Here is a 20,915-nt window from a genome sequence, read left to right on the forward strand (position 1 = left end):
ATTTTTCTTACAAACGACCTTGGTCAATAGCCAATAACTGTTGAAAATGTTGATTTTCGGCAGCTAACTCTGCAGGTGTACCACTCATCGTTAATTCGCCATCTTCAATAAAAATGACTTGGTCCATTAATGAGATTCCTTGTAGATGATGGGTGATCCAAATAATCGTTTTGTCTTCTAATTCATTGAAAAACGTTTCTAAAACTGCTTGCTCGGTGATTGGGTCTAGCCCAACTGTCGGCTCATCTAATAAAATAATCGGTGCTTTCTTCAAAAGAATTCGTGCCAATGCCATCCGATGACGTTCACCGCCAGAAAAGCGTAATCCAGCTTCATCCACCATGGTTCTTAGACCGTCTGGTAAAGATTGCACCATTTCTGATAAACCTACTCGTTTCAAAACTTCCCAAACTTCTTCTTCCGACGCTTCTTCATTACCAATCCGTAAATTGTTTAAAATCGTTGTGTGAAATAGATAAGGACTCTGATTGATTACACCGATCCATTCACTAATCTCTTCACCAAAACTTGCTACAGATTCACCATTCAAAGTGATTTTACCTTTAGTTGGCAATAAGTCCCCTCTCAGTAAAGAAGCAAGGGTACTTTTCCCAGAACCGCTACGCCCTAATATTGCCAGCTTTTGATGTGCGGGAATGGTGAGACTAAGATTTTTTAAGACCTCTTTTTCAGATGGATAATGGAAACTAACCTGATCTACCTCTATGTTGTAAGGTGCAGCTATAGTTGCAGCAGTAGGTTTTTGTTCCTCTTTTTCTGGTAATGCATTAAAACGATCGATCGAATCTTTATAAATATTGGTTTCTTGTGCCGCTGAAGGCAATGGCGCGAAAGCATCTACCAAAGGAAATACACAAAGAACAAACGCTGCGATCCAATTCGCTAAGCCTCCATGATTGCCAGGAAATCGTTGACTCGTCCAGACAATCAAAGCCACAGTGATTACACCGAAGATCACTTGCAAAAGGAAATCTCTTTTTCGATCGAAACGTTTGATTTTTTCATCGACACTTCGCAGATTTGCTGCCAACTGTTTGTGCTCGTTGACATATTCCGTACCTCGTTGTGAAAACACCCAATCCGAAACCCCTAATACATTGTCAGTCAACGTTGTATATAATTGATTCTTCATTTGTTTTTGCTTTTCTTGGCGGGCACCGTTGACCACAACGGACCAAAGAGGTAATACAAATACGTTTGTTCCTAACAAGAGCAGCATCACCAATGCAAATCCTACTGAAAAGTAGCCTAATCCAATAATCAGAAACGTGTACAATAACCAAGCGATCACCGTAGGAAAAATCGTTCGCAAATACAAGTTTTGGATATGATTGATATCCTCTGCTAATAACCCCAAGATATCCCCCGTACGATGAGTCTGTTTAAAGAAAACCGCATCCTTTTCGACAACATTGTACAGCTTTAGTCGTAAGTTTGAGGTCATTCGCAACACCCAATTATGACTTGTCAATCGTTCAACATAACGAAAAACTGGACGTCCAATCCCAAAGGCTCGGGTTAAAACAATAGGGATGTAGACGAGTAAAATATTCTCAGGAATTGAGGCAGAGCGGCTAATCAGATAGCCTGAATTAAACATCAACGCGCCTCCGCAAAAGAACGTCATAAACCCTAAAAACAGCGCTGCGACAAGAGCCCTTTTGTATTTTGAAAGGAAAGGTTTGACCCAAGTATCTGTTTTTAGCGAACGCCAAAGACCGATTTTATTCAAGTTGTTCCCTCCTCATCCCTTTGACTAACGAAACGAAAGCACCATTTTTAGCTTGTAATTCTGCCAATGTGCCTCGCTCCACAATTCTTCCTTGATCCATGACTAAGATTTGATCCATTTCTTCCATCCAGTGCAAGCGGTGTGTTGCAAAGAAGACCAGATGATTCTCCATCAAGGGAAGCATTCGTTCTTTCAATTCTACTTCTGTTTCAATATCTAGATGAGCAGTTGGCTCATCAAACAATAAAATTTTCCGATGCTGGTCTAAAAAGGCACGGGCCAACGCGATTCGTTGCGCTTGACCACCACTTAGATGGCGTTCACCTTCCCCTAGCATCGTATCCACTCCATGGGGCAATTCTTGAACTAATTTCGTCAACCCTGCAACTTCGATAGCTTGCCGTACCTGTTCTTCAGTGGCATTTGGTTGATAGAAAGCCACGTTTTCTCGCAAAGTCATCCGATAGATGTAGGGATTTTGGGGAATATAGACTAGCTGCTGTTGCCAATCTGATTGTCTTAATGCAGGCATGCTTTGACCATCAAAAGTAATAGTGCCTTGGTTTGGAATCAAAAAGCCGCTTAAGTTATTGATCAGCGTTGATTTTCCAGAGCCACTCATTCCAATAATCCCGATTTTTTGGAAACCCTTGACCTTCAATGCAATATCCTTCAGAACAGGTTTTTCTCCATAATTAAAAGCTAACGAATCAATCGACAATTCTGAACTATCTTGCCATTGAGGCAAAGACACTGGGTCGATAGCTGCTTCTGGCTCAGTTAAAATCGCGGAAACAGCAGTCATCGCATTTTTCCCATCTAATGTTGCATGGTAATCACTTGAAAAATCACGAATCGGCAAGAAATACTCCGGAGATAAAATCAAAATCGTTAAAGCTGGAAATAACAAAATTTCTTCATTAATTAAACGTAATCCAAGCAAAACTGCCACTACAGCGATGGATAATGTTGTGAAGAAATCCAATGCAAAGGTTGAAAGAATCCCGACTTTCAAAGATCCCATCGTGGCTTTACGAAAACGTTCGCTAGAAGCAAAGATACTTTTTCCATACTTTTTACTGATTCCAAAGAGCTTTAATGTGTCAATTCCTCGTAACGAATCAATAAAGTGATTGGACAATAATTGAAATGTACGATATTGTTTTTCAGCTTTACTTTGCGCTGCGTAGCCTAATATGATCATGAAAATAATGATCAGCGGAAAAACCAGTAGCAAAACTAGCCCAGAAATCCAATCTAAATAAAAAACTAATGCCAGAATCACCCAAGGAATGATCGACATATTCATGATTTTTGCCAATATCAGCTGTAAATAGTTTTCAACTTGGCTGATACCTTCCAATACCATCGTCGTAATGTTACCCGTACCTTCTTGTTGAACAATTTGTGGCCCTACGCGGAAAATCTTTTCCAATAATTGATTACGTAATTCAGTGGCCTGCTGGTAACTATAGCTGTCCAATTTCTTTGTCCGAAAATAAACAATACCATGACGTCCCAAAAAAGAACAAAAGAACAGCAGCATCCAGCCCCACTGCTCTTCTAACGATTGTCCTTCCCATAATCCCGTAATTCCCTTTGCAAGACCATAAGCTTGGCCAATGATGAAGAGAGCTTGCAGGAAAGAAAGTCCTGCAAGCAATCCCATTAACCGTTTCATTCCAGGAAGCCCTATGATTTGTTTGTCGATCATTAATAACCCTCCGTCAGCTCAGTATGACTAATCCGTTTACGGAAAATATAGTAGGTCCAGGCTGTATACGCTAAAACAAACGGCAAGATTGTCAGTGATAAATAACTCATGATTTTCAATGTATAGTGACTCGATGAAGCTTCCGCAATCAACAAATCATAACTAGAATCGATTGAACTGATCAATACCCGTGGGAATAAACCAGAGAATAGTAGGCCAACGAGCGCCACCATAGTCAATCCACTAGCAATGAATGCCACCATTTCTTTCCTTTTAAATACAGCGATATTCGCTATCAACGTCAACGCCACAATCACAATCAGCAAAAGAAGTGTCACAGCAAAATGTTTTTCGAAGAAATCTGTTTTGAAATAAAGCAATACCGCAAATGCCACCAAACCGAAATACAATACGCCGTAAAAAGCACTTGCATAGTTTCTTGCGCGCTCACGAATCGGACCAGTAGTCTTCAATGCGATATAGTTCAACCCATGTAAGTAGCACAACAATGTCAAAGCAATTCCACCAACGACTGAGAAAAGATTGACATAGTCAGTAAAGTGGGCAGACATATTTCCCTTTGCATCGATTGGCATACCTTGCACCATGCTTGTAAATAAGAGGCCAAACATAAAAGGAACTAATGTACTGCCAATGGTTAATGTCCAATTCCACATATTTTTGCGTTCATCAGGCATTTTTGCCCGAAACTCAAATGAAACACCCCGTATAATCAATCCAACTAGTATCAATAACAAAATCAAATAGTAGCCACTGAATAAAGAGGCATACCAGTAAGGGAAAGAAGCAAACATTGCGCCTCCTGCTGTGATCAACCAAACTTCATTTCCATCCCACACCGGTCCGATTGTCTGCACGATCTGATCTTTTTCATGATCATTGTGGGTCAATGTCTGAACAGACATCCCTACACCAAAGTCAAATCCTTCTAAAAAGAAGAAACCGGCAAATAAAATACCAATCAACACATACCACATTAATTGCAATCCGGTCATCCTTCAAACGCCTCCTTATCAAATGGATCTTCGTCTGCTTCGTGCAGCGTTCCTTCCATCTGGTTATTTTCAGGCCCATGTCCTAACTCTCGTCGAATCAAATAAATCATCGTTAGTGCCAAGCCAGAAAAAAGAACAAAATAAACAATGTTCGAGATAACAAGTGAGGTCGCCGAGACATTTGGCGAAACACTATCTTCTATTGTAAATAGTCCATAAACCGTCCACGGGTAACGTCCCAATTCTGTAATCAGCCACCCCGCTGTATTGGCGATAAATGGTGTGAACAATGTCACAGCTACTACCCAAAGCATCCAGCGTTTCTCAAACAGAGATGGTTTTTTCTTTCGTGTAAAGAATAATCCCAATGAAGAAACTAATAGCATTAATGCGCCAAAGCCAGCCATGATCCGGAAGCTCCAAAACAATGTGTTGACCGGAGGAAAATAGTTCCGATCTCCGTAACGCTCAATTAGTTCTTGATTGATTTTGTTCATTCCATCAATGGAACCAGATGGCTCATTGAAGGCAAGAATACTTAACATATAAGGAATTTCAACGCCAAATACTCGTTTGTGTTCTCGTTCATTTGCCCAAGCAACCACAGTCCATGCCGCCGGATCACCAGTATCTTCATAGGTACCTTCCATTGCGGCAAATTTCATTGGTTGTTCTTCAACCAAATACTTCATTTGTTCGTCACCTGCGATCAATACCGTAATTGATCCGAACAATGCTACTGCAAAACCAATTCTCATTGACTTTTTGAAAAAGTCGCGATCAACTTTCTTGTCTTTTTTCAACAATTGGAAAGCTGACATTCCTGCGATTAGAATTCCTCCCATAGCAATTGCTGCAGTAATAACATGCAGAAACTCAAACCAAACTTGTGGGTTAGCTAGCAATGCGCCAAAATCTGTCATTTCCGCACGACCATTTTTTAACGTGTAGCCCACTGGATGTTGCATAAAACTATTGGCAGCTAAAATCCAAAAAGCAGATAACATGGAACCAATGGTCACTAACCAAAAGAATGTCATATGCAATTTAGGGCTAACTTTGTCCCATGTAAAAATCCACAATCCTAAGAAAGTCGACTCCAAAAAGAAAGCGAGCAATGCTTCCAACGCCAAAGGAGCACCAAAAATATCCCCAACAAAACGGGAATAGTCTGACCAGTTCATTCCAAATTGAAATTCTTGGATAATCCCAGTTACCACTCCTACCACAAAACTTAATAGAAAAATATTCCCCCAAAACTTTGTCATCCGGCGATATTTTTCATCTTTTTTGATCACATAAAGTGTCTCCATGATTGCAACAACGACACCCGTTCCGATCGAAAACGGTACGAAGAAAAAGTGAAAAATCGTCGTCATCGCGAACTGGATTCGTGCTAGTGTCACAATATCCATTTTACATCCCCCTAATTCTAAAAAAATAAATTAAAATAATTCCAAATAAAGAAAAATTCCAAATACGAATATACTCCTCTCTCAAATAAAAAAGAAGCAACTTGCCTGCTATCTCTATTTTTTAATCCCTTACTAGTCATTTTTTAAAATTGAAACGTTTTCACAAGCAAAAATCTATCTATACCAATACTACTACTATTGTTTAGTAAATTCTAATTTTTACACTTGAAAAACGGAAAACTACTATCAACTTAATTTTTCGAGTAAAGGATCATGAAAAATGATTCCCGGAAAATTATCTGCTAAAATCAATCGTTTGAGCTCTGAATATTCAGTGGCTGTTTTTGATAAGTTCAAAGTTTCTAAATATCCAAGCGTACGATCCATTAAGGCTGCTGCCTGCTCATTTTCCTGTTTCAACCAAGCAATCCATCCTTCATAAAAAGGTAAAAACATTGCTTGTTCTACGTTTTCTTCTTGGTAGATTTGGGCTTTCCAAACTGCCAATGTTTTGGTTGCGTATCTTTTTTCTTTAAATAAACAGAAAATAGAAAATACCGTGGTCAAGGTTTCATAAATAATGAGCTTATTTCCTGGAATACTCGCATAACGCTCACTTTTTCTTAAGGCTAGCTTCAAACAATGCCATGTGATACTTGGTTCCAGTGAAACAGCGACACGACTAAATAATTTTAGTTCATAAATTCCCCATTCCTCAGTATTCAAAAGATAATATTTGGCATTGTTAAGGTAGTGTCGGTGCTTTGGATAAGCTTCCAACAAAGCATTTCCTTTTAAGATCTCTTCTTTCATTGCTAAATCAAAACGGATCAATTGCAAAAAATGATCTAACTCCAATGAATAGTTTTGCTAAAAATACATAGCTAATCGCTGATATTCTTTGTGTAAAATGACTAAGTCCTCTAAAGAAGCTACCTCCATATACATATATTGAACATAATCAATGATTCGCTGCTTCGTTTCTGAACGTTTTTTACCATAGTGGGTTAAAAAAACTCCTCATAACTAACTTCTAATTTTTCTAAAAGTAAATGAAATCTCTCACAAGAAATTGTTGTTTTATTGTTCTCAAATTGATATAACAGCGAAACAGACAAATGATCATCCGCTAATTCTTTTAACATCAATCCCTTGCTTTTGCGAATTTATTTGATTGTACTTCCATAAGTGTTCATTTATTCACCTTCTTTTTCAATATATTGAAATAATAAAGCCAGTATTCGTAAACCTCTATATAGTGAAGCTATCTTAAAGAAAAGAGGAAGTTATATGTCAACTTTGTCAAAAATGCTTCACGTGAAACATTTGCAAAAATCTTTTAAACAGAAAATGGTGCTAAAAGATGTAAGATTATCGGTCAATCAAGGAACAATATTTGTTCTCCTCGGTTCAAATGGTGCAGGTAAAACAACTTTGATCAAGATTCTTACCACAACACTTTCTCCCGATAATGGAACTGTAGAAATTGCAGGCTGCCAATTGGCAACTGAAGCAGCAGCAATTCGCCAGATTATAAGTCTTACCGGTCAATTTGCTGCAGTTGACCACGAACTTACCGGAAAAGAGAATCTCTCTATGATGTGCGAGTTACGGCATATCAAAGACAAGAAAACGGTGATTGAAGACCTTCTCACGCGGTTTGACCTAGTCGAAGCTGCCAATCGGCTAGTTAAAGACTATTCCGGCGGAATGCGCCGACGTCTAGATATAGCGATGAGCTTTATCGGCGATTCCCAACTACTCTTTCTAGATGAGCCCACAAAAGTTTTAGAGCAACTAAATAAGTTCTCCATTACCGTTGATCGCTTCAGACAAAAAGATACGTCTTTAAAAGGTATTTTTCTAAAAATTTTTGAGAGAGGAAAAGAAAAATGAATGTATGATCTGAAAGCTATACCCTATTTAAGAGTAATATACTGTTGTCCCTGGTGTTTTATTCCAGTGCATTGCCCAAAACGCATCATTCGTAAGAGTTGTAGCAAGTCAAGATTTAATCTGTTGTGATAGGAATTTTAGCAAAAAGCCCTGAGACAGCTGCTGCTTTTACAATCCTAATTACTCTCCTTCCCTACCTAAGTTCAGGATTTGTGCCAACAGATACTATGCCGACGGCTTTAGCTTTTTTCGCTAAATATCAACCTATGTCTCCTATTATAAATGCACTACGTGGTCTGATGATGGCTGAAGCAACCCCACCGATTTTTATTGCATTTATTTGGTGCATTGTCCTAATTATTCTTTCATGGGTTGCTGCCCGAGTAATTTATCAACGGAAAATCCAAGGTTAGAAAAAAGGGCCAACTATTATCTCACAAAATACTTGGACAAAATTATATTTCCCCATCAAAATAACCGCACAACGAGCATTATTCGTTGTGCGGTTATAAAAATCTAAGATTAATCTTATGCTAAATCTTCTCCATTTGTTGCAATGACTTGTTTGTACCAGTCGAAAGATTTTTTCTTCGAACGATCCATTGTACCATTGCCTTCATCATCAAAGTCCACGTAGATAAAGCCGTAGCGTTTGCTCATTTCACCGGTTGACGCACTGACAAGGTCAATACATCCCCACGGTGTATAGCCCATAAGATCAACACCATCTTCAATTGCTTCACCCATTGCTTCAATGTGACGACGTAAGTAATCAATACGGTAATCGTCTTCGATTTTGCCTTCTTCATTGAAGGTATCGATGGCACCTAAGCCGTTTTCCACGATAAACAATGGTTTTTGGTAACGATCATACAGTTCATTCAACGCAATGCGCAGTCCTTCTGGGTCGATTTGCCAGCCCCATTCACTTGCTTCCAAGAATGGATTGCGGACGCCACCCAACAAGTTACCTTGCACTTCATCCGCTTCTTCTGTGGTGATATCCACGGCAGAAGACATGTAGTAGCTAAATCCAATATAATCGACAGTATACTTAGCAATCAATGCTAAATCTTCTTCGGTAATATCAAGATCTTCCTTCTTGACCCCATGCTCTTTATACAAGCGATCAGTAAATGCTGGATATTTCCCACGTACTTGAACATCTGCGCAATAATAGTTGAAGGCTTGGTTATGAATCATTGTTGCTACTTGGTTAACTGGGTTGGCATCAATGCTATAGGTCGTAGCATAAATGATCATGCAGCCAATTTGTAACTCAGGATTCAATTCATGCCCAATTTTTACTGCTTTACTGCTAGCAACAAATTGGTTATGCCATGCTTGGATCACATTAGTGAAGTCGCTGGCACCCGTGCTGTTGACCATTCCTTGACTCAATGCGGAGAAATGGAAAGCAGAGTTGATTTCATTGAAGGTCATCCAATATTTGACTTTACTATGGAAACGCTCCAAAACGACTTTTGCAAAACGCTCATAGAAAGCGATCAATGCCCGATTTTTCCAGCCACCATATTCTTTCGCTAAATGTAAAGGCATCTCATAGTGAGAAATCGTTACAACGGGTTCAATACCATATTTCAAACATTCATCAATTAATGCGTCATAGAAGGCTAGACCTGCTTCATTAGGTGTCGTCTCATCTCCTTTTGGAAAAATGCGTGTCCATGCAATCGAAAAACGATAGCTCTTGAAGCCCATTTCAGCAAACAAAGCGATATCTTCTTTGAAACGGTCATAATGGTCGATCCCGCGATGATTTGGATAGGTATATTTGTCCTCATCAATCGTCCAATCAAAGGTGTCACTACCTAAAATCGCTAAACGTTGTTTGCCCCCAGGCATTGCATCCGCCACTGACAATCCTTTGCCATCACGATCATAGGCCCCTTCTAACTGATTAGCCGCTGTAGCGCCGCCCCATAAGAAATTTTCTGGAAATTTTGCCATTTGCTCGTTCTCCTTTTGTTTTCTTTTGATAAACCTATCTAGTTGATTACTGAAAAATCCCCGAAAAAAATAAAAAACCTAAATAAGAGCCGCTGCCAAGAGCGTTTTCTTATTTAGGTTTTGCCTGATCGAGTCAGTAACAATCCAAGTGGGTTTTCTTACTTTAAACTATAGCACTAAGTCGTTGGCTTGTCATCATAAAATCGGTTTCTTTGAGACTGTTTCATCGACGCCTTATATATAATTTTTTATATCGAAAACCCACTTGCCTTCTAACTCCATATTTTATAAATATACATTGCTATTGAATTAAAATTCAAATCGAATGAATTTTAATTCAAAAATAAAATAACTATCTTGCTAAAATCAAAAGACTTTTAGAAGAGAGGCTAACCTCGCCGCCAATACTCCCTCTTGATTCTAAGCCTGCTCCAGAATTGTCTGCGACAATCTGCCAGTCCTCTTGCTTGAACTCTTCCAAATTCAAGATATAGTCATCATCACTGCTATTTGCTAAAACAGCTAATGATTGCCATGTGTCAGGGAATCCATTATTTGGGACAATATAGGCAATAACATTTTCGTTATTCGTCTCGATAAATTGGATTGCTTCTGCCGTTCGGGTCGTGGCATCTCTCAATGGTGCATAGTATTGCCGCAATTGCCACATCCCTTGATAAAAAGAATGCAACTCTTTAAACATCCGTGCACGTTCCCAGTCTAGTTGATTGATTGCTATTGGTGAACGAAAAGAGTTCTCGTCTCCATGTTTTGTACGGCCAAATTCTTCTCCTGCTTGTGTTAATACTGCGCCTTGACTAGTAAATAGAATAGCTGCAGCTAACTTATTTCGCTGTAAAAGATCTTGATCATAACCATAGCTTCGTTCATCCACAGTCTCTTGCATCGTTGCAACCAGTTTATCCCATAAGGTCAAATTATCATGGACCGAAGTATAGGCAATCACTTGGCGAGGTGATTTTGCCCAGCGCTCAGCGCTTTCTTGTCCGGCAACTTTCGTATTTCCTTGAATCGCCGTTGCCAAACTTGCCGCATAAAAGGTTTGTTTGACTTGCGGTTTACCATTCATTCCTTGAATAAAAGCACCGTCTGTTTCTTCAAAGACATCGCCTTTGAGATTATCTCTAATATTATCATTGAATACAGCGATACCTTCATCTAGTGCCCAAACATTGCTTTTATTTGCTGGAATATTTGGCTGAATGATTTGATTGCTGCCGGCATCCCACGGCTCGCCGTATAAAATCACATGGCTAAAGCCTGCGTCATCTAGATGTTGGCGCAACTGGTTCATAGTTTCCACATCGATCAAGCCCATCAAATCAAAACGGAACCCGTCGATTTTGTATTCTTGGGCCCAATAGACAACCGAATCAATGATAAATTTGCGCATCATTTTTCGTTCAGAAGCCACTTCATTACCGCAAGCAGAACCGTCAGCAAAATTGCCTGCATCATCTTGACGATAGTAATAATCTGGTACCGTCAAATTAAACCACGATTCTTCTGTAATAGCGGTGTGATTGAACACCACATCCATCACAACGCCAATGGATTCTTCGTGCAGTGACTGAATCATTTGCTTACACTCACGAATCCGGGCCTTTGGATCACTAGGATCAGAAGCATACCGGCCTTCTGGTACATTGTAATTTTTTGGATCATAGCCCCAGTTATAGGCAGAGGAAGTTTCATCATTATCAAAATCGAAGATCGGCAACAAATGGACATAATTGATCCCCAGTTCTTTTAAATAAGCGAGCCCAGTCGGTTGACTTTCATCGCCGGCAAGATGCGTATTTTTTTCAGTAAAGGCCAAATATTTCCCACGATTTTCTGGTGAGATACCGCTATTTTCAGCTCCGCTGAAATCTTCAACATGCAATTCCCAAATATAGGCATCTGTAATCGACTGCTGACCGACATTGTGGCTTTTATGCCAACCGTCTGGATCCGTCTCCTTTAAATCAATGATAGCGCCACGGTTACCGTTGATCCCTACTGCCCTGGCATAAAGATCTACCGCTTCTACTTTTTCCCCGCCTCGTTGAAATTCAAAGGTATAAAAAAGCTCCTTGACGTTTTCTGCCGTCGTGACTTGCCAACAGTTGTCTTCTAGGACCATTGGCAACGTCATTAAACGATCGTCTGTTCCAGCGACTCCACTTTGATAAATTAACACTGAAACGGCCTCTGCTTCTGGTGACCAGCATTTAAAGGTAGTGTGCTGTTTTTGGAAAGTCACCCCGAGATCATTGCCATGATAGGTATGTTCTTCTAAAAAACCGATCCTGCGATCGATTGCGATTTTTTTTTCTGAATACTGCGTGTTTTGTCCCATCCAAATTCCTCCATCCATGGTTTCTAACCATAATCCTCATTTATTCTTTTGCTATTTCTACCTTCTCATATTTCTTGAAAATTGCCAACAGTAAGCCGCACTGCGCATACATAAAAGCGCTGAGACCAAAAAAGCAAGCAATATACATTCCGAAAACAAACGCATAAGGTGAAAGAAGCATGATGAGAAACGGCGCTGCCGTCAACAGATGGAGGCTGATAATTTTAAAAGGATGCTTTGCGGCGGCTTTAAGGCTATTTAAAAAAATCATTTTGATCCCACTTTCGTAACGCGCCAGTAGGAAAAACGAAACTTGGAAAAACTGCAGCCATAGCAACGTACAAATTACTAAGCCTGCGGTAAAAAGATCCCGAGTGTCTTTTAGCTGAAAATAATACAACCAATCAGCGGTCAAAAGCCACAAAGCAAACAGCTGTCCGAGCCAAACAAGGGTACTTTTTCTAAAAGCTTGGCAAAAGACGGACCAAAACTGCTGAAAAACAGCTGGTTCTTTTCCCTCTATCAAGGAAGTTGCCACTTTAGATCCCGCAGTGATGGTTGCCCCGATGGTGAAGATTGGCAGACTAAAAAATAAGAGCAGTGCATTCAGTAGCAGTAATTGTCCGAATTTCAAGGCGATTCGGGCGAAGAAATTTTCTGAATGAAAAAAATGCATCAGCCTTACTCCTTTACTGATCCGACAACGATTCCTTGAACGAAATATTTTTGTAGAAGCGGATAAATGATCAATAGCGGTACAACTGCCACCACGATTTTTGCTGCATTCAAGTTCCGATCAGAAACCGCCAGCAAACCTTGTAACTGCTCTGAGGTCAAATTTCCCGCACGCTGCATTGTCTCAGCGATATTGACCGACAGTGTCTGAATATAAGTCATTAAGGGATAGTTCTCGGTCTTGGTCATATAAATCAGCCCACTGAAAAAATCATTCCAGCTGCCGACAATACTAAATAACGAGACCGTTGCCAAACATGGTAAAGACATCGGGATATAGATCCTGCCCAAAACCTGCAGTGGGTTTGCACCATCGATCCGAGCAGATTCTTCCAACGATTTGGGGATTCCCCGAAAGAAATTCATCACTAAAATCACACTACCTATAGGAACTGCACTTGGTAAGATCAGTGACCAGATCGTATTCAATAAGCCTAGATTGCGAACCACTAAGTAGGTGGGGATCATGCCTCCACTGAACAGCATAGCGAAAACCATCACACTCATAAATAACTTTCTCGTCCGAAATACTTTTTTTGATTTAGATAGCGGATAAGCCATCGTCACGATCATCAACAGATTCAGTAACAGCGAGACGATCACACGAGTGACTGAAATCCCAAAAGAACGCCAAAACTGCTGATCGCTCATGATCCGCTCATAAGCCGCAAAAGTCAGATTCACTGGCCACAGTCCTACAGCATTCGCTGCCACCGCGCTGCTGCTACTTAACGAAAGCGCCACGACATTCATCATCGGTACTAAACAAGACAACGCTAAAATAATGACGATCAAATAAATTACTGCATGACGGATACTAAATTTTTCTCTCATCTCTTTTTCCTTTCTCTAAAACATGATTCTGTCGGTCTTCTTCTCAGCAATTTTGTTGGATGACCAAATCAAGAAAAGACCGATCACCGATTTGACCAGACCAACGGCGGTTCCTAAACTATAGTCTCTGCCGATCAGACCGATTCGGTACACATAGGTATCGATAATATCGCCGCTTTGATACACAACTGGAGAATAAAGGTTATAAATTTGGTCGAAGCCGGCATTCAAGATATTAGGCAGCGACAAAATCGTCATCAGCAAAATAAAGGGCAGCATTCCAGGCAAGGTTACGTGCCAGACTTTTTTTGACCAAGAAGCACCATCCATCGTCGCTGCTTCATATAATCCCGGATCAATTGAGGTAATGGCTGCAAGATATACGATCGAACTGTAACCGAAGCTTTTCCAAACGTCGGTTCCAATCAGTAAACGAGGAAAGAGCTGATTACTGCCCAAAAAATTAAACGGTTCTAAGCCAAAATTTTGTAAAATCTGATTCACCGTTCCATCAAGACTGAATAAATTAACCACTACGGAAGCCAATATAACCCATGAAAGAAAGTGTGGGAGATAAACGATTGTTTGAATGGAACGTTTCATCCATTTTAGACGTACTTCATTTAATAAAATCGCAAAAAGAATCGGAACGATCGTATTAAAGACAATTTTCCAAAATGCAATAAAAATCGTATTTTTTGTCACTAAGAAAATATCAGGCAAACTGAATAGGTAGCGAAAGTGTTGCAAGCCCACAAATTCAGAACCAAACACTCCTTTAGCCGGCACATAATCTTGAAATGCCATCAATAAGCCAAACATAGGACCATAAGAAAAAATTAAAATAAAAATTATGCCTGGTAAAATCATCCCCAGAAAGAAAAGCTGGTCTCGGGAAAACCACTTTTTCGTTTGTTTTTTGTTTTCTTTTTCTACAGAAAGTTCCATTTTTGTACTCCTCCACGAATTTTTTTGACTCATTGACCGCTTGTTGAAAAAAAGAACAAAGAAAAGTCACATGCTTTCTGGTTCCCTGCATACAGCTACTTTTCTTTGTTCGAGGATACGAGTATCAGAACGCTAAACTGACCACTTAGTTGTCTGCTCTTTGATCTACTACTTCTTGCATCTCTTCAAGGATAGCTGCACCGCCTTGGCTATTCCAAGTTTCAACATAGGTATCGAAGTTTTCCAATGATTCTTCACCAGTAATAAACTTAATGAACGTCTCTTCCTCAAGTTTTCCTACTTGCGCCCCATTACGTTCATTGGCTTTGATCGAATCAAAACGAGGCGGTTTGACTTCGTTTAAGCGTTCCTGTTCTCTAATTCCCCCCATCACGTTATTTACGGCCAAATAGCGGGAGGCGTAGCGGGTCCAGTCTACCGGATCGGTGTCTTCCGGCGAATCTAGATATTGTTTGATTTTTTGCGCATTTTCTTTTATAAAAAAGTTAGAAATATCATCAATAGCTGTTTCACCAACCGCGGCCTTGGATGCCTCCACCGCATCATCAATTTCGCTATAGGCTTTTAAAAAGACGACATTCCAAGGACGAACAGTCCCATCAACATCCACTTTTGCATAGTCATAAATTTCCGGAAACTCGTTTTCGATGTCTTCCGAGTTAGCTACTTCACCATAGATCAGGTTGATTATCTCCATGATTTTTTCTGGTTCAGAAAATCCTTTGCGAACCACAATGTATTGGCCGGTGCCACGGTTAGCCAAGGCATTGACTCGTCCATCACCATTGGCATTTTCCAGTGCGTAGGGTACAAATTCGGCTTTCGGATCATTTTGCTTGGCTTGCACTAATCCCCAGTCAGGCATATGCCACGGACCAAAAGCGATCCCTGTTTCTCCATTGACCATCATGGCATGGATATCATCATACGTGCGGGTACCAAATTGCGGATCCATAAATCCTTCTTCTTGCCATTCTTTCAACAGGGTCAGTGCTTCTTTCATTTCACGTGTATTCGATCCATAATACATTTGTCCCTCTTCATCTTGCAGATACGATTTTGGGTAAGCGCCAAAAGCATTCATGATAGCTGTCCCGGTATACGCTGTTCCACCGTGATTTGGCGAAGACAACCAAAAGGCTAGTGGCAAACCAACCGCTTTGCCGGTGTTGGCTAGATCATTTTCTTGAAAAGCAATCGCAATCGCTTTCAATTCATCCAACGTAATTGAGCGTTTCCCCTCTTTATCTAGCTCGATTCCCAGATCGTCTAGCCAATCTTGCCGCAGCCAAACCAAATTTGGTCCAAAGTCATCACTAGTAGAGGGGATCGCCATCAAGCGATCATCAAACGTCGCTGCTTCTAGCTGTATCCCATCAAAAGAAGCATAGATATCTTTTAGAAAATCTCCTGCATGTTCCTCAAATACTTCCGTTAGATCTTCCACCAAATCATTATTGACTAATTCTTCCAATTCATCTCTTGACCCAACGATCATCGTATCTGGCAATTCCCCAGAAGCAATCGCCAGCGATACTTGTCGGTCATAGTCCTCGCCATGCGCTTCAAAGGCACTTTCCAGTTCGATTCCCAAACGCTCTTGAATCAACCGGGTATATGCGTTATCACTGTATGAATCACCCTCTGGTAGCTTCGAGTTTGGCGCAGTCTGGCGGCCGATTGTAATCACGGTATCGCCATTGTCATTGGTTTTTACTTCTTCAGAGCTACATCCTGTCATAATAAGTGTTGCAGCGAATGCTGTTACTATTGCTTTTCCCCGCTTGAATTTCATTGTTTTCCTCCTCAAACTTTTTTGTATCTTCATTATACGCAATCGTTTCCATAGAAAATATAGCACTTTTTTCAGATTCATAGCACGATTTCCAGAAGTGTAAAGCGGTTACATATTCCCCCTGTTGCTTTTTTTGATTATCGCTTACTATAGAAAGAAGAAACGAACGTGGTATTTTTCTCTAAATGAAAGGATGGCGGAAAATATGTACCGATTGCTGCTGGCTGATGACAGCTATGATCAAAGAGAAGTAATCAAATATTTTTTGAATCAGCATGAAAAAGAATGGCGGATAACGGAAGCAAAAAACGGCCGCGAAGGCTGGAAATTTTTTCAAGAACTGCCCTTTGATTTAGTAATTACCGATGTAAAAATGCCTTTTATGGACGGACACGCATTGGTGGAGAAAATCAAAGAGACAGCTCCTGAAATTCCTGTGATGTTTATTAGCGGTTTTGAAGATTTCCATTACGTGAAAAAAGCCATACAGCTGCAAGCCGTTGACTATCTATTAAAACCAATCGATCTTAACGATTTCCAAGAACAATTAAACAAGATGGTTTCCCTTATCAACCAACAAAAACGGCATTCTCATAAAAAAGTAATTGCGGAAACCCATTACCTTAAAGAGATTTTGATCAAACTCTTTTATGGCTATCCTTGGCACTCGCTTCCGAAAGAAGAGCAATCGGTTGCCCAAAGTTTTTTCCATACCCATCCTTCTTTTTTTCTCATTACTTGGCCGTTGGATTCTTGGAATGAGCCTCCCTTCGTTCCATCTTTGTCAACGACCTTTCCCGACAGAATTAGTTTATTTTTAGCGCCAGCTCAGTTGCTTTTTTTTAATGAACCTTTGTCACAACATGCAGCCGCACAACGGAAAATGGAGTTAATTGCTTATTTTTCGAAGCAATTTCAGCAAGAAATCGTCCTTTTTGAAAGCGGACCGCTCCCTCATTACTCCGCGGTGTACAGTGCTTATCAAGACTTGCTGAAAACCAGCAAGCGATCCTTTTATCAGCAAAACAAAAGCAAAATTTGTCAACTACTTCCAGGCGATCACTATATCGTCAAGAACGGCATTTTTGAAAAAACTATTTCTTACTTAAATCAATATGAAAGTAAAAAAGCCCAGATGTTGGTAGAAACAGTCATCAACTGTTTTGAAACCAACGGACGTGAAGAGCCCACCAATACCAAATTTTACTTTGCGACCTTTTATCAAACCATCATCGATCACTGCCCCATCGTTTTTGATGCTGAACATGCCACTAATCAGATTGGAAAAGTATTGGAAGCACCAACTCTGCAAACGATCGCTGAAGTGTTTGACGATCTCTTTGACTATATCGAAGATGCGCTACTTCAGATCACCAACACTCAGTCAAATGATTATATACGCCAAGTAAAGTCCTATATTTTTGCCCACTTTCACCAAGAATTGAGTTTGGAACGTTTGGCAAAAGAAGTTAATATCAATCCTAATTATCTGAGTGAACTGTTTAGCACATCTGAAGGGATGGGCATCAGCAAATATATTAAGTCTTACCGCATCAAACAAGCCCAGAAGCGTTTAAAGAATTCGAATCATAGTATTCGGACTATCTCTAAACAAGTGGGATTTAATCATTATTCTTATTTTTGTAAGACTTTTCGTGAGATGGTTGGGATGACGCCGGACGCGTATAGAAAGGGAGGTCCGTCTTGTTAAGAAAAATTAACCGCTGTTTCAAAAATTTTCGTTTTCAAAAAAAGATTGCCCTTATTTCAATTCTTTCAAGTATTATTCCGCTGATTCTTTTGACCTTTGTCGGGGTATATATCATCCAAGCTTTTATCCAGCAGCAGGAAAAAAGTGCCTATTCTGATAACCTCAAAAGCATCAGCTATCAATTAGAAAGCAAGATTCATACCTATCGAGATAGTTTATTATTTCTAGCGAATAACACGGCCTTGACACAAGAACTTTCTAGCCAACACTTTTCAAATTTTGATCAATACTATCTCTTCCAGAATACGATTGTCCCGTTATTTCACAGCGTTCGTTTTCCGCAAGCCGACATTACTGGAATCACTCTGTACACCACCATCGATCTTTATAATCACGGGCAATATGTCAAAAAAATCACCTCTGATACGATGCTCCCTTTCTTTGGGGAAAGACCTTCGACCGAGATACGGACCTATTTTGATGAAGAACGAGAGGAACTTTCTTTTTATACCAATCTTTTTTTGAAAGACCATACCGCAGATTCCCTGAACTATATCGTCTTGACCATTGATCGAGCAGCATTATTCAATAATCTAGATGCGGTGACGGAGGAACCTTACGATTTGACAATCCAATCAGAGACAGGGCAAATCCTCTACCATAGCGATGGCTTGACAAACCAGCAAATCCGTCAAAAACAGCTACTAGTCGGATCTGCCATCATTGAGGAAGAACCTGTCCTACTGACTAATCATTGGCAAGTTGTTTTTGTCAAAACCGCCCAATCATTTTTCAGCAGTCTGCTTTATCTAGTGAGTGCAGCACTCATTATTTTTGTCTTTGTTTTAGTCATACTGATTTTATCTAGTTGGTGGTTGGCTAAAACAGTGGTTCAACCGATCAACTCCCTAACTCAACAGATGGCTTCTTTATCCATGGATCAATTAAAAATCCAGCACACCTATTCCTCGCGAGACGAAATCGGACAACTGTACAACAATTTTCAAAAAATGCTGGATAAAATTGCAGAACTAATCACTGAAGTCTATGAAGCCGAAGGCAAACAAAAAAAATACGAATTGCGAGCATTACAAGCTCAAATCAATCCGCATTTTTTCTATAATTCTTTAGCACTGATAAGCAACACCGCCACATTAAGTGGTAACCAAGAGATCCAAGAGATGGCACAGCTGCTTTCTCGGTTCTACCGCCTCAGTTTGAACCAAGGGTCTAGCGGGCTATCTGCCCGTAAAGAACTTGATCTGACAATCACCTATGCCAAAATACAGCAGAAAATGCATCATCATTCCTTTGATTTAGTGCTTGAGATTGATCCGGATCTCGATGAGTATCCAATGATCAATCTGTTATTACAGCCATTTGTCGAAAATGCTGTCTTTCATGGGATTGATCATATCGAAGATAGTCGCAGAGGAATCCTTACGATCCGTTGTCTCAAAGACGATCATCGATTACGTTTTGAAATACAAGATAACGGACCTGGGATTTCCCCTGAACAACTAAAACAATTGGAACAGCCCTCTGATAAACACTACGGCATTAGTAATGTCCGCCAGCGGTTAGCGCTGTATTACGGCGATCAAGCATCTTTGTCGATCCAGTCAGAAAAAGGGCAGGGAACCAAAGTCATTCTGCTTTTGCCTTCGGCCCTCCCCCAAAAACAAAACCCTCTAGTTAAGAACACCTGAGCAGTTGAAGCATACAGTCTGCTATCAAGCTCTCTAACTAGGGGCTGTTTCATATGTCGCAATATTTAGATATTTATTTCGAAACCTTACTTCAGATAGCTATTCCTTTACAGCAAAAACACCTGATTCTAAGATTGCATCGACTTCTTTTTCTGCTAGTTCTGCCTTCTCAAATTTCTTGAAAATTCCCCACATTCAATTACTTGACCCATTCATGAGAAAGTAACTATCATAAAACAACAATGATGCGAAGTGAGTAAATAGATATAAAAAAACAAAAATCACTTTTTAGAAACCAGCTTCAATGACATATTGAGGTAATATTTCTCGATAAATATACATTGGGTCAATCAATGTGCGATAAACATAATCTTTGATTTCCTGCAAAAATTCCTCGCTAGCTTGCATATTTTCTCCGCGTACATAGGTTAATATAAGCCCAGAAAAGAAAACTAACCCTTCATTGTGCAACTTTTCAACATCTTCGCAAGTTGCTGTTTGAAACACTTCTGATTCAGCAACTGCTTCTAAAAATAATGCCAATGACTGATCTCTTAAATAATGACCACACCCAATATCATTCAAAAAAAGCGCAAAAAACAAGTTCCTATTTTGGCTGGCAAATAAATAGTAGTTAAGCCAAAACAAATACAATGGATCTTCCTTGATCTCCTTATTCAAAGAAAGCTCGTGAATCTCTGCCAAGACATCATCAATCATCGCTTGCTTGTAGTTCTGCATATTCGAAAATTGCAAGTAAATTGGTTGTGTAGAAATTTTTGCATATTTCGCAATTTTTCTAACAGTAATCGGTGTATACAAATGTTCTGCCAAATGATTGCGTAAACTATTGATTAAATATTTCTTTGTGATCGTTTGTTTTCTCATCTTTAACCCCTTTCTTGATAAAAATCACGCAGCCATCAGTGACTCGCTTCAAAATCTAAGCTAAGGCATCATGATCTTTTATCAGATAACTTCTCCACCCAACAAATACCTATCAACAACTAAACAATTGACTAAAATCTTAATGAC

General features: G+C 39.8%; 16 protein-coding genes. 4 read left to right on the forward strand and 12 right to left on the reverse strand.

The window, feature by feature from the left end; translation table 11 throughout:
- Window positions 1-7 precede the first annotated feature (7 nt).
- The 5 genes from cydC to Q0A12_RS06680 all read right to left on the reverse strand — a co-directional run bounded on the left by cydC (window position 8) and on the right by Q0A12_RS06680 (window position 6,711).
- The gene (gene cydC, locus Q0A12_RS06660; RefSeq protein ID WP_291291879.1) at window positions 8-1,753 is read right to left on the reverse strand and encodes a thiol reductant ABC exporter subunit CydC; all 1,746 of its coding nucleotides are present in this window, start codon (window positions 1,751-1,753) and stop codon (window positions 8-10) included.
- Entirely contained in the window at window positions 1,746-3,467 is a 1,722-nt protein-coding gene (gene cydD, locus Q0A12_RS06665; RefSeq protein WP_291291880.1) for a thiol reductant ABC exporter subunit CydD, read from the reverse strand. Before cydD ends, cydC begins: the two co-directional genes overlap by 8 nt.
- Entirely contained in the window at window positions 3,467-4,483 is a 1,017-nt protein-coding gene (gene cydB, locus Q0A12_RS06670) for a cytochrome d ubiquinol oxidase subunit II (RefSeq protein ID WP_291291881.1), read from the reverse strand. The genes cydD and cydB overlap by 1 nt, the downstream gene beginning before the upstream one ends.
- Window positions 4,480-5,898 carry a cytochrome ubiquinol oxidase subunit I gene (locus Q0A12_RS06675; RefSeq protein ID WP_291291882.1) on the reverse strand — a complete coding sequence of 473 codons (1,419 nt, stop codon included), beginning with the start codon at window positions 5,896-5,898 and terminating at the stop codon, window positions 4,480-4,482. Before Q0A12_RS06675 ends, cydB begins: the two co-directional genes overlap by 4 nt.
- A gap of 246 nt (window positions 5,899-6,144) precedes the next feature.
- Window positions 6,145-6,711 (reverse strand): hypothetical protein, encoded by a 567-nt coding sequence (locus Q0A12_RS06680; RefSeq protein ID WP_291291883.1) that lies wholly within the window; start codon window positions 6,709-6,711, stop codon window positions 6,145-6,147.
- 477 nt (window positions 6,712-7,188) lie between these two features.
- Here Q0A12_RS06680 and Q0A12_RS06685 point away from each other — a divergent pair, with 477 nt between their 5' ends.
- Together Q0A12_RS06685 and Q0A12_RS16410 are read left to right on the forward strand one after the other, a co-directional pair.
- On the forward strand, window positions 7,189-7,794 hold the full coding sequence (locus Q0A12_RS06685) for an ATP-binding cassette domain-containing protein (RefSeq protein ID WP_291291884.1): 606 nt from the start codon (window positions 7,189-7,191) through the stop codon (window positions 7,792-7,794).
- Window positions 7,795-7,919: 125 nt separating this feature from the next.
- Window positions 7,920-8,207 (forward strand): ABC transporter permease, encoded by a 288-nt coding sequence (locus Q0A12_RS16410; RefSeq protein WP_366030964.1) that lies wholly within the window; start codon window positions 7,920-7,922, stop codon window positions 8,205-8,207.
- Between the two features lie 115 nt (window positions 8,208-8,322).
- Here the strand turns inward: Q0A12_RS16410 and Q0A12_RS06690 are convergent, their stop codons facing one another.
- The 6 genes from Q0A12_RS06690 to Q0A12_RS06715 all read right to left on the reverse strand — a co-directional run bounded on the left by Q0A12_RS06690 (window position 8,323) and on the right by Q0A12_RS06715 (window position 16,460).
- On the reverse strand, window positions 8,323-9,765 hold the full coding sequence (locus Q0A12_RS06690; RefSeq protein WP_291291885.1) for a glycoside hydrolase family 1 protein: 1,443 nt from the start codon (window positions 9,763-9,765) through the stop codon (window positions 8,323-8,325).
- Between the two features lie 352 nt (window positions 9,766-10,117).
- Complete coding sequence (gene pulA, locus Q0A12_RS06695) at window positions 10,118-12,127, reverse strand: type I pullulanase (RefSeq protein ID WP_291291886.1); 2,010 nt, start codon at window positions 12,125-12,127, stop codon at window positions 10,118-10,120.
- 40 nt (window positions 12,128-12,167) lie between these two features.
- The gene (locus Q0A12_RS06700; protein ID WP_291291887.1) at window positions 12,168-12,803 is read right to left on the reverse strand and encodes a DUF624 domain-containing protein; all 636 of its coding nucleotides are present in this window, start codon (window positions 12,801-12,803) and stop codon (window positions 12,168-12,170) included.
- A 5-nt stretch (window positions 12,804-12,808) separates the two neighbouring features.
- Window positions 12,809-13,696 (reverse strand): carbohydrate ABC transporter permease, encoded by an 888-nt coding sequence (locus Q0A12_RS06705; protein WP_291291888.1) that lies wholly within the window; start codon window positions 13,694-13,696, stop codon window positions 12,809-12,811.
- Window positions 13,697-13,711: 15 nt separating this feature from the next.
- Window positions 13,712-14,644: an ABC transporter permease subunit gene (locus tag Q0A12_RS06710; RefSeq protein ID WP_291291889.1), complete on the reverse strand. Its 933-nt coding sequence runs from the start codon at window positions 14,642-14,644 to the stop codon at window positions 13,712-13,714.
- A gap of 145 nt (window positions 14,645-14,789) precedes the next feature.
- On the reverse strand, window positions 14,790-16,460 hold the full coding sequence (locus Q0A12_RS06715) for an extracellular solute-binding protein (protein ID WP_291291890.1): 1,671 nt from the start codon (window positions 16,458-16,460) through the stop codon (window positions 14,790-14,792).
- 205 nt (window positions 16,461-16,665) lie between these two features.
- On the opposite strand from Q0A12_RS06715, the gene Q0A12_RS06720 reads away from it, so the two are divergent.
- Complete coding sequence (locus tag Q0A12_RS06720) at window positions 16,666-18,171, forward strand: response regulator (RefSeq protein ID WP_291291891.1); 1,506 nt, start codon at window positions 16,666-16,668, stop codon at window positions 18,169-18,171.
- Window positions 18,165-19,880 carry a histidine kinase gene (locus Q0A12_RS06725; protein ID WP_291291892.1) on the forward strand — a complete coding sequence of 572 codons (1,716 nt, stop codon included), beginning with the start codon at window positions 18,165-18,167 and terminating at the stop codon, window positions 19,878-19,880. Before Q0A12_RS06720 ends, Q0A12_RS06725 begins: the two co-directional genes overlap by 7 nt.
- Window positions 19,881-20,168: 288 nt before the next feature.
- Here Q0A12_RS06725 and Q0A12_RS06730 read toward each other — a convergent pair whose 3' ends face one another.
- Complete coding sequence (locus tag Q0A12_RS06730; RefSeq protein ID WP_291291893.1) at window positions 20,169-20,768, reverse strand: TetR/AcrR family transcriptional regulator; 600 nt, start codon at window positions 20,766-20,768, stop codon at window positions 20,169-20,171.
- Window positions 20,769-20,915: the final 147 nt, after the last annotated feature.

The organism is Enterococcus sp., assembly GCF_022711995.1.
Classification (GTDB): Bacteria; Bacillota; Bacilli; order Lactobacillales; family Enterococcaceae; genus Enterococcus_D.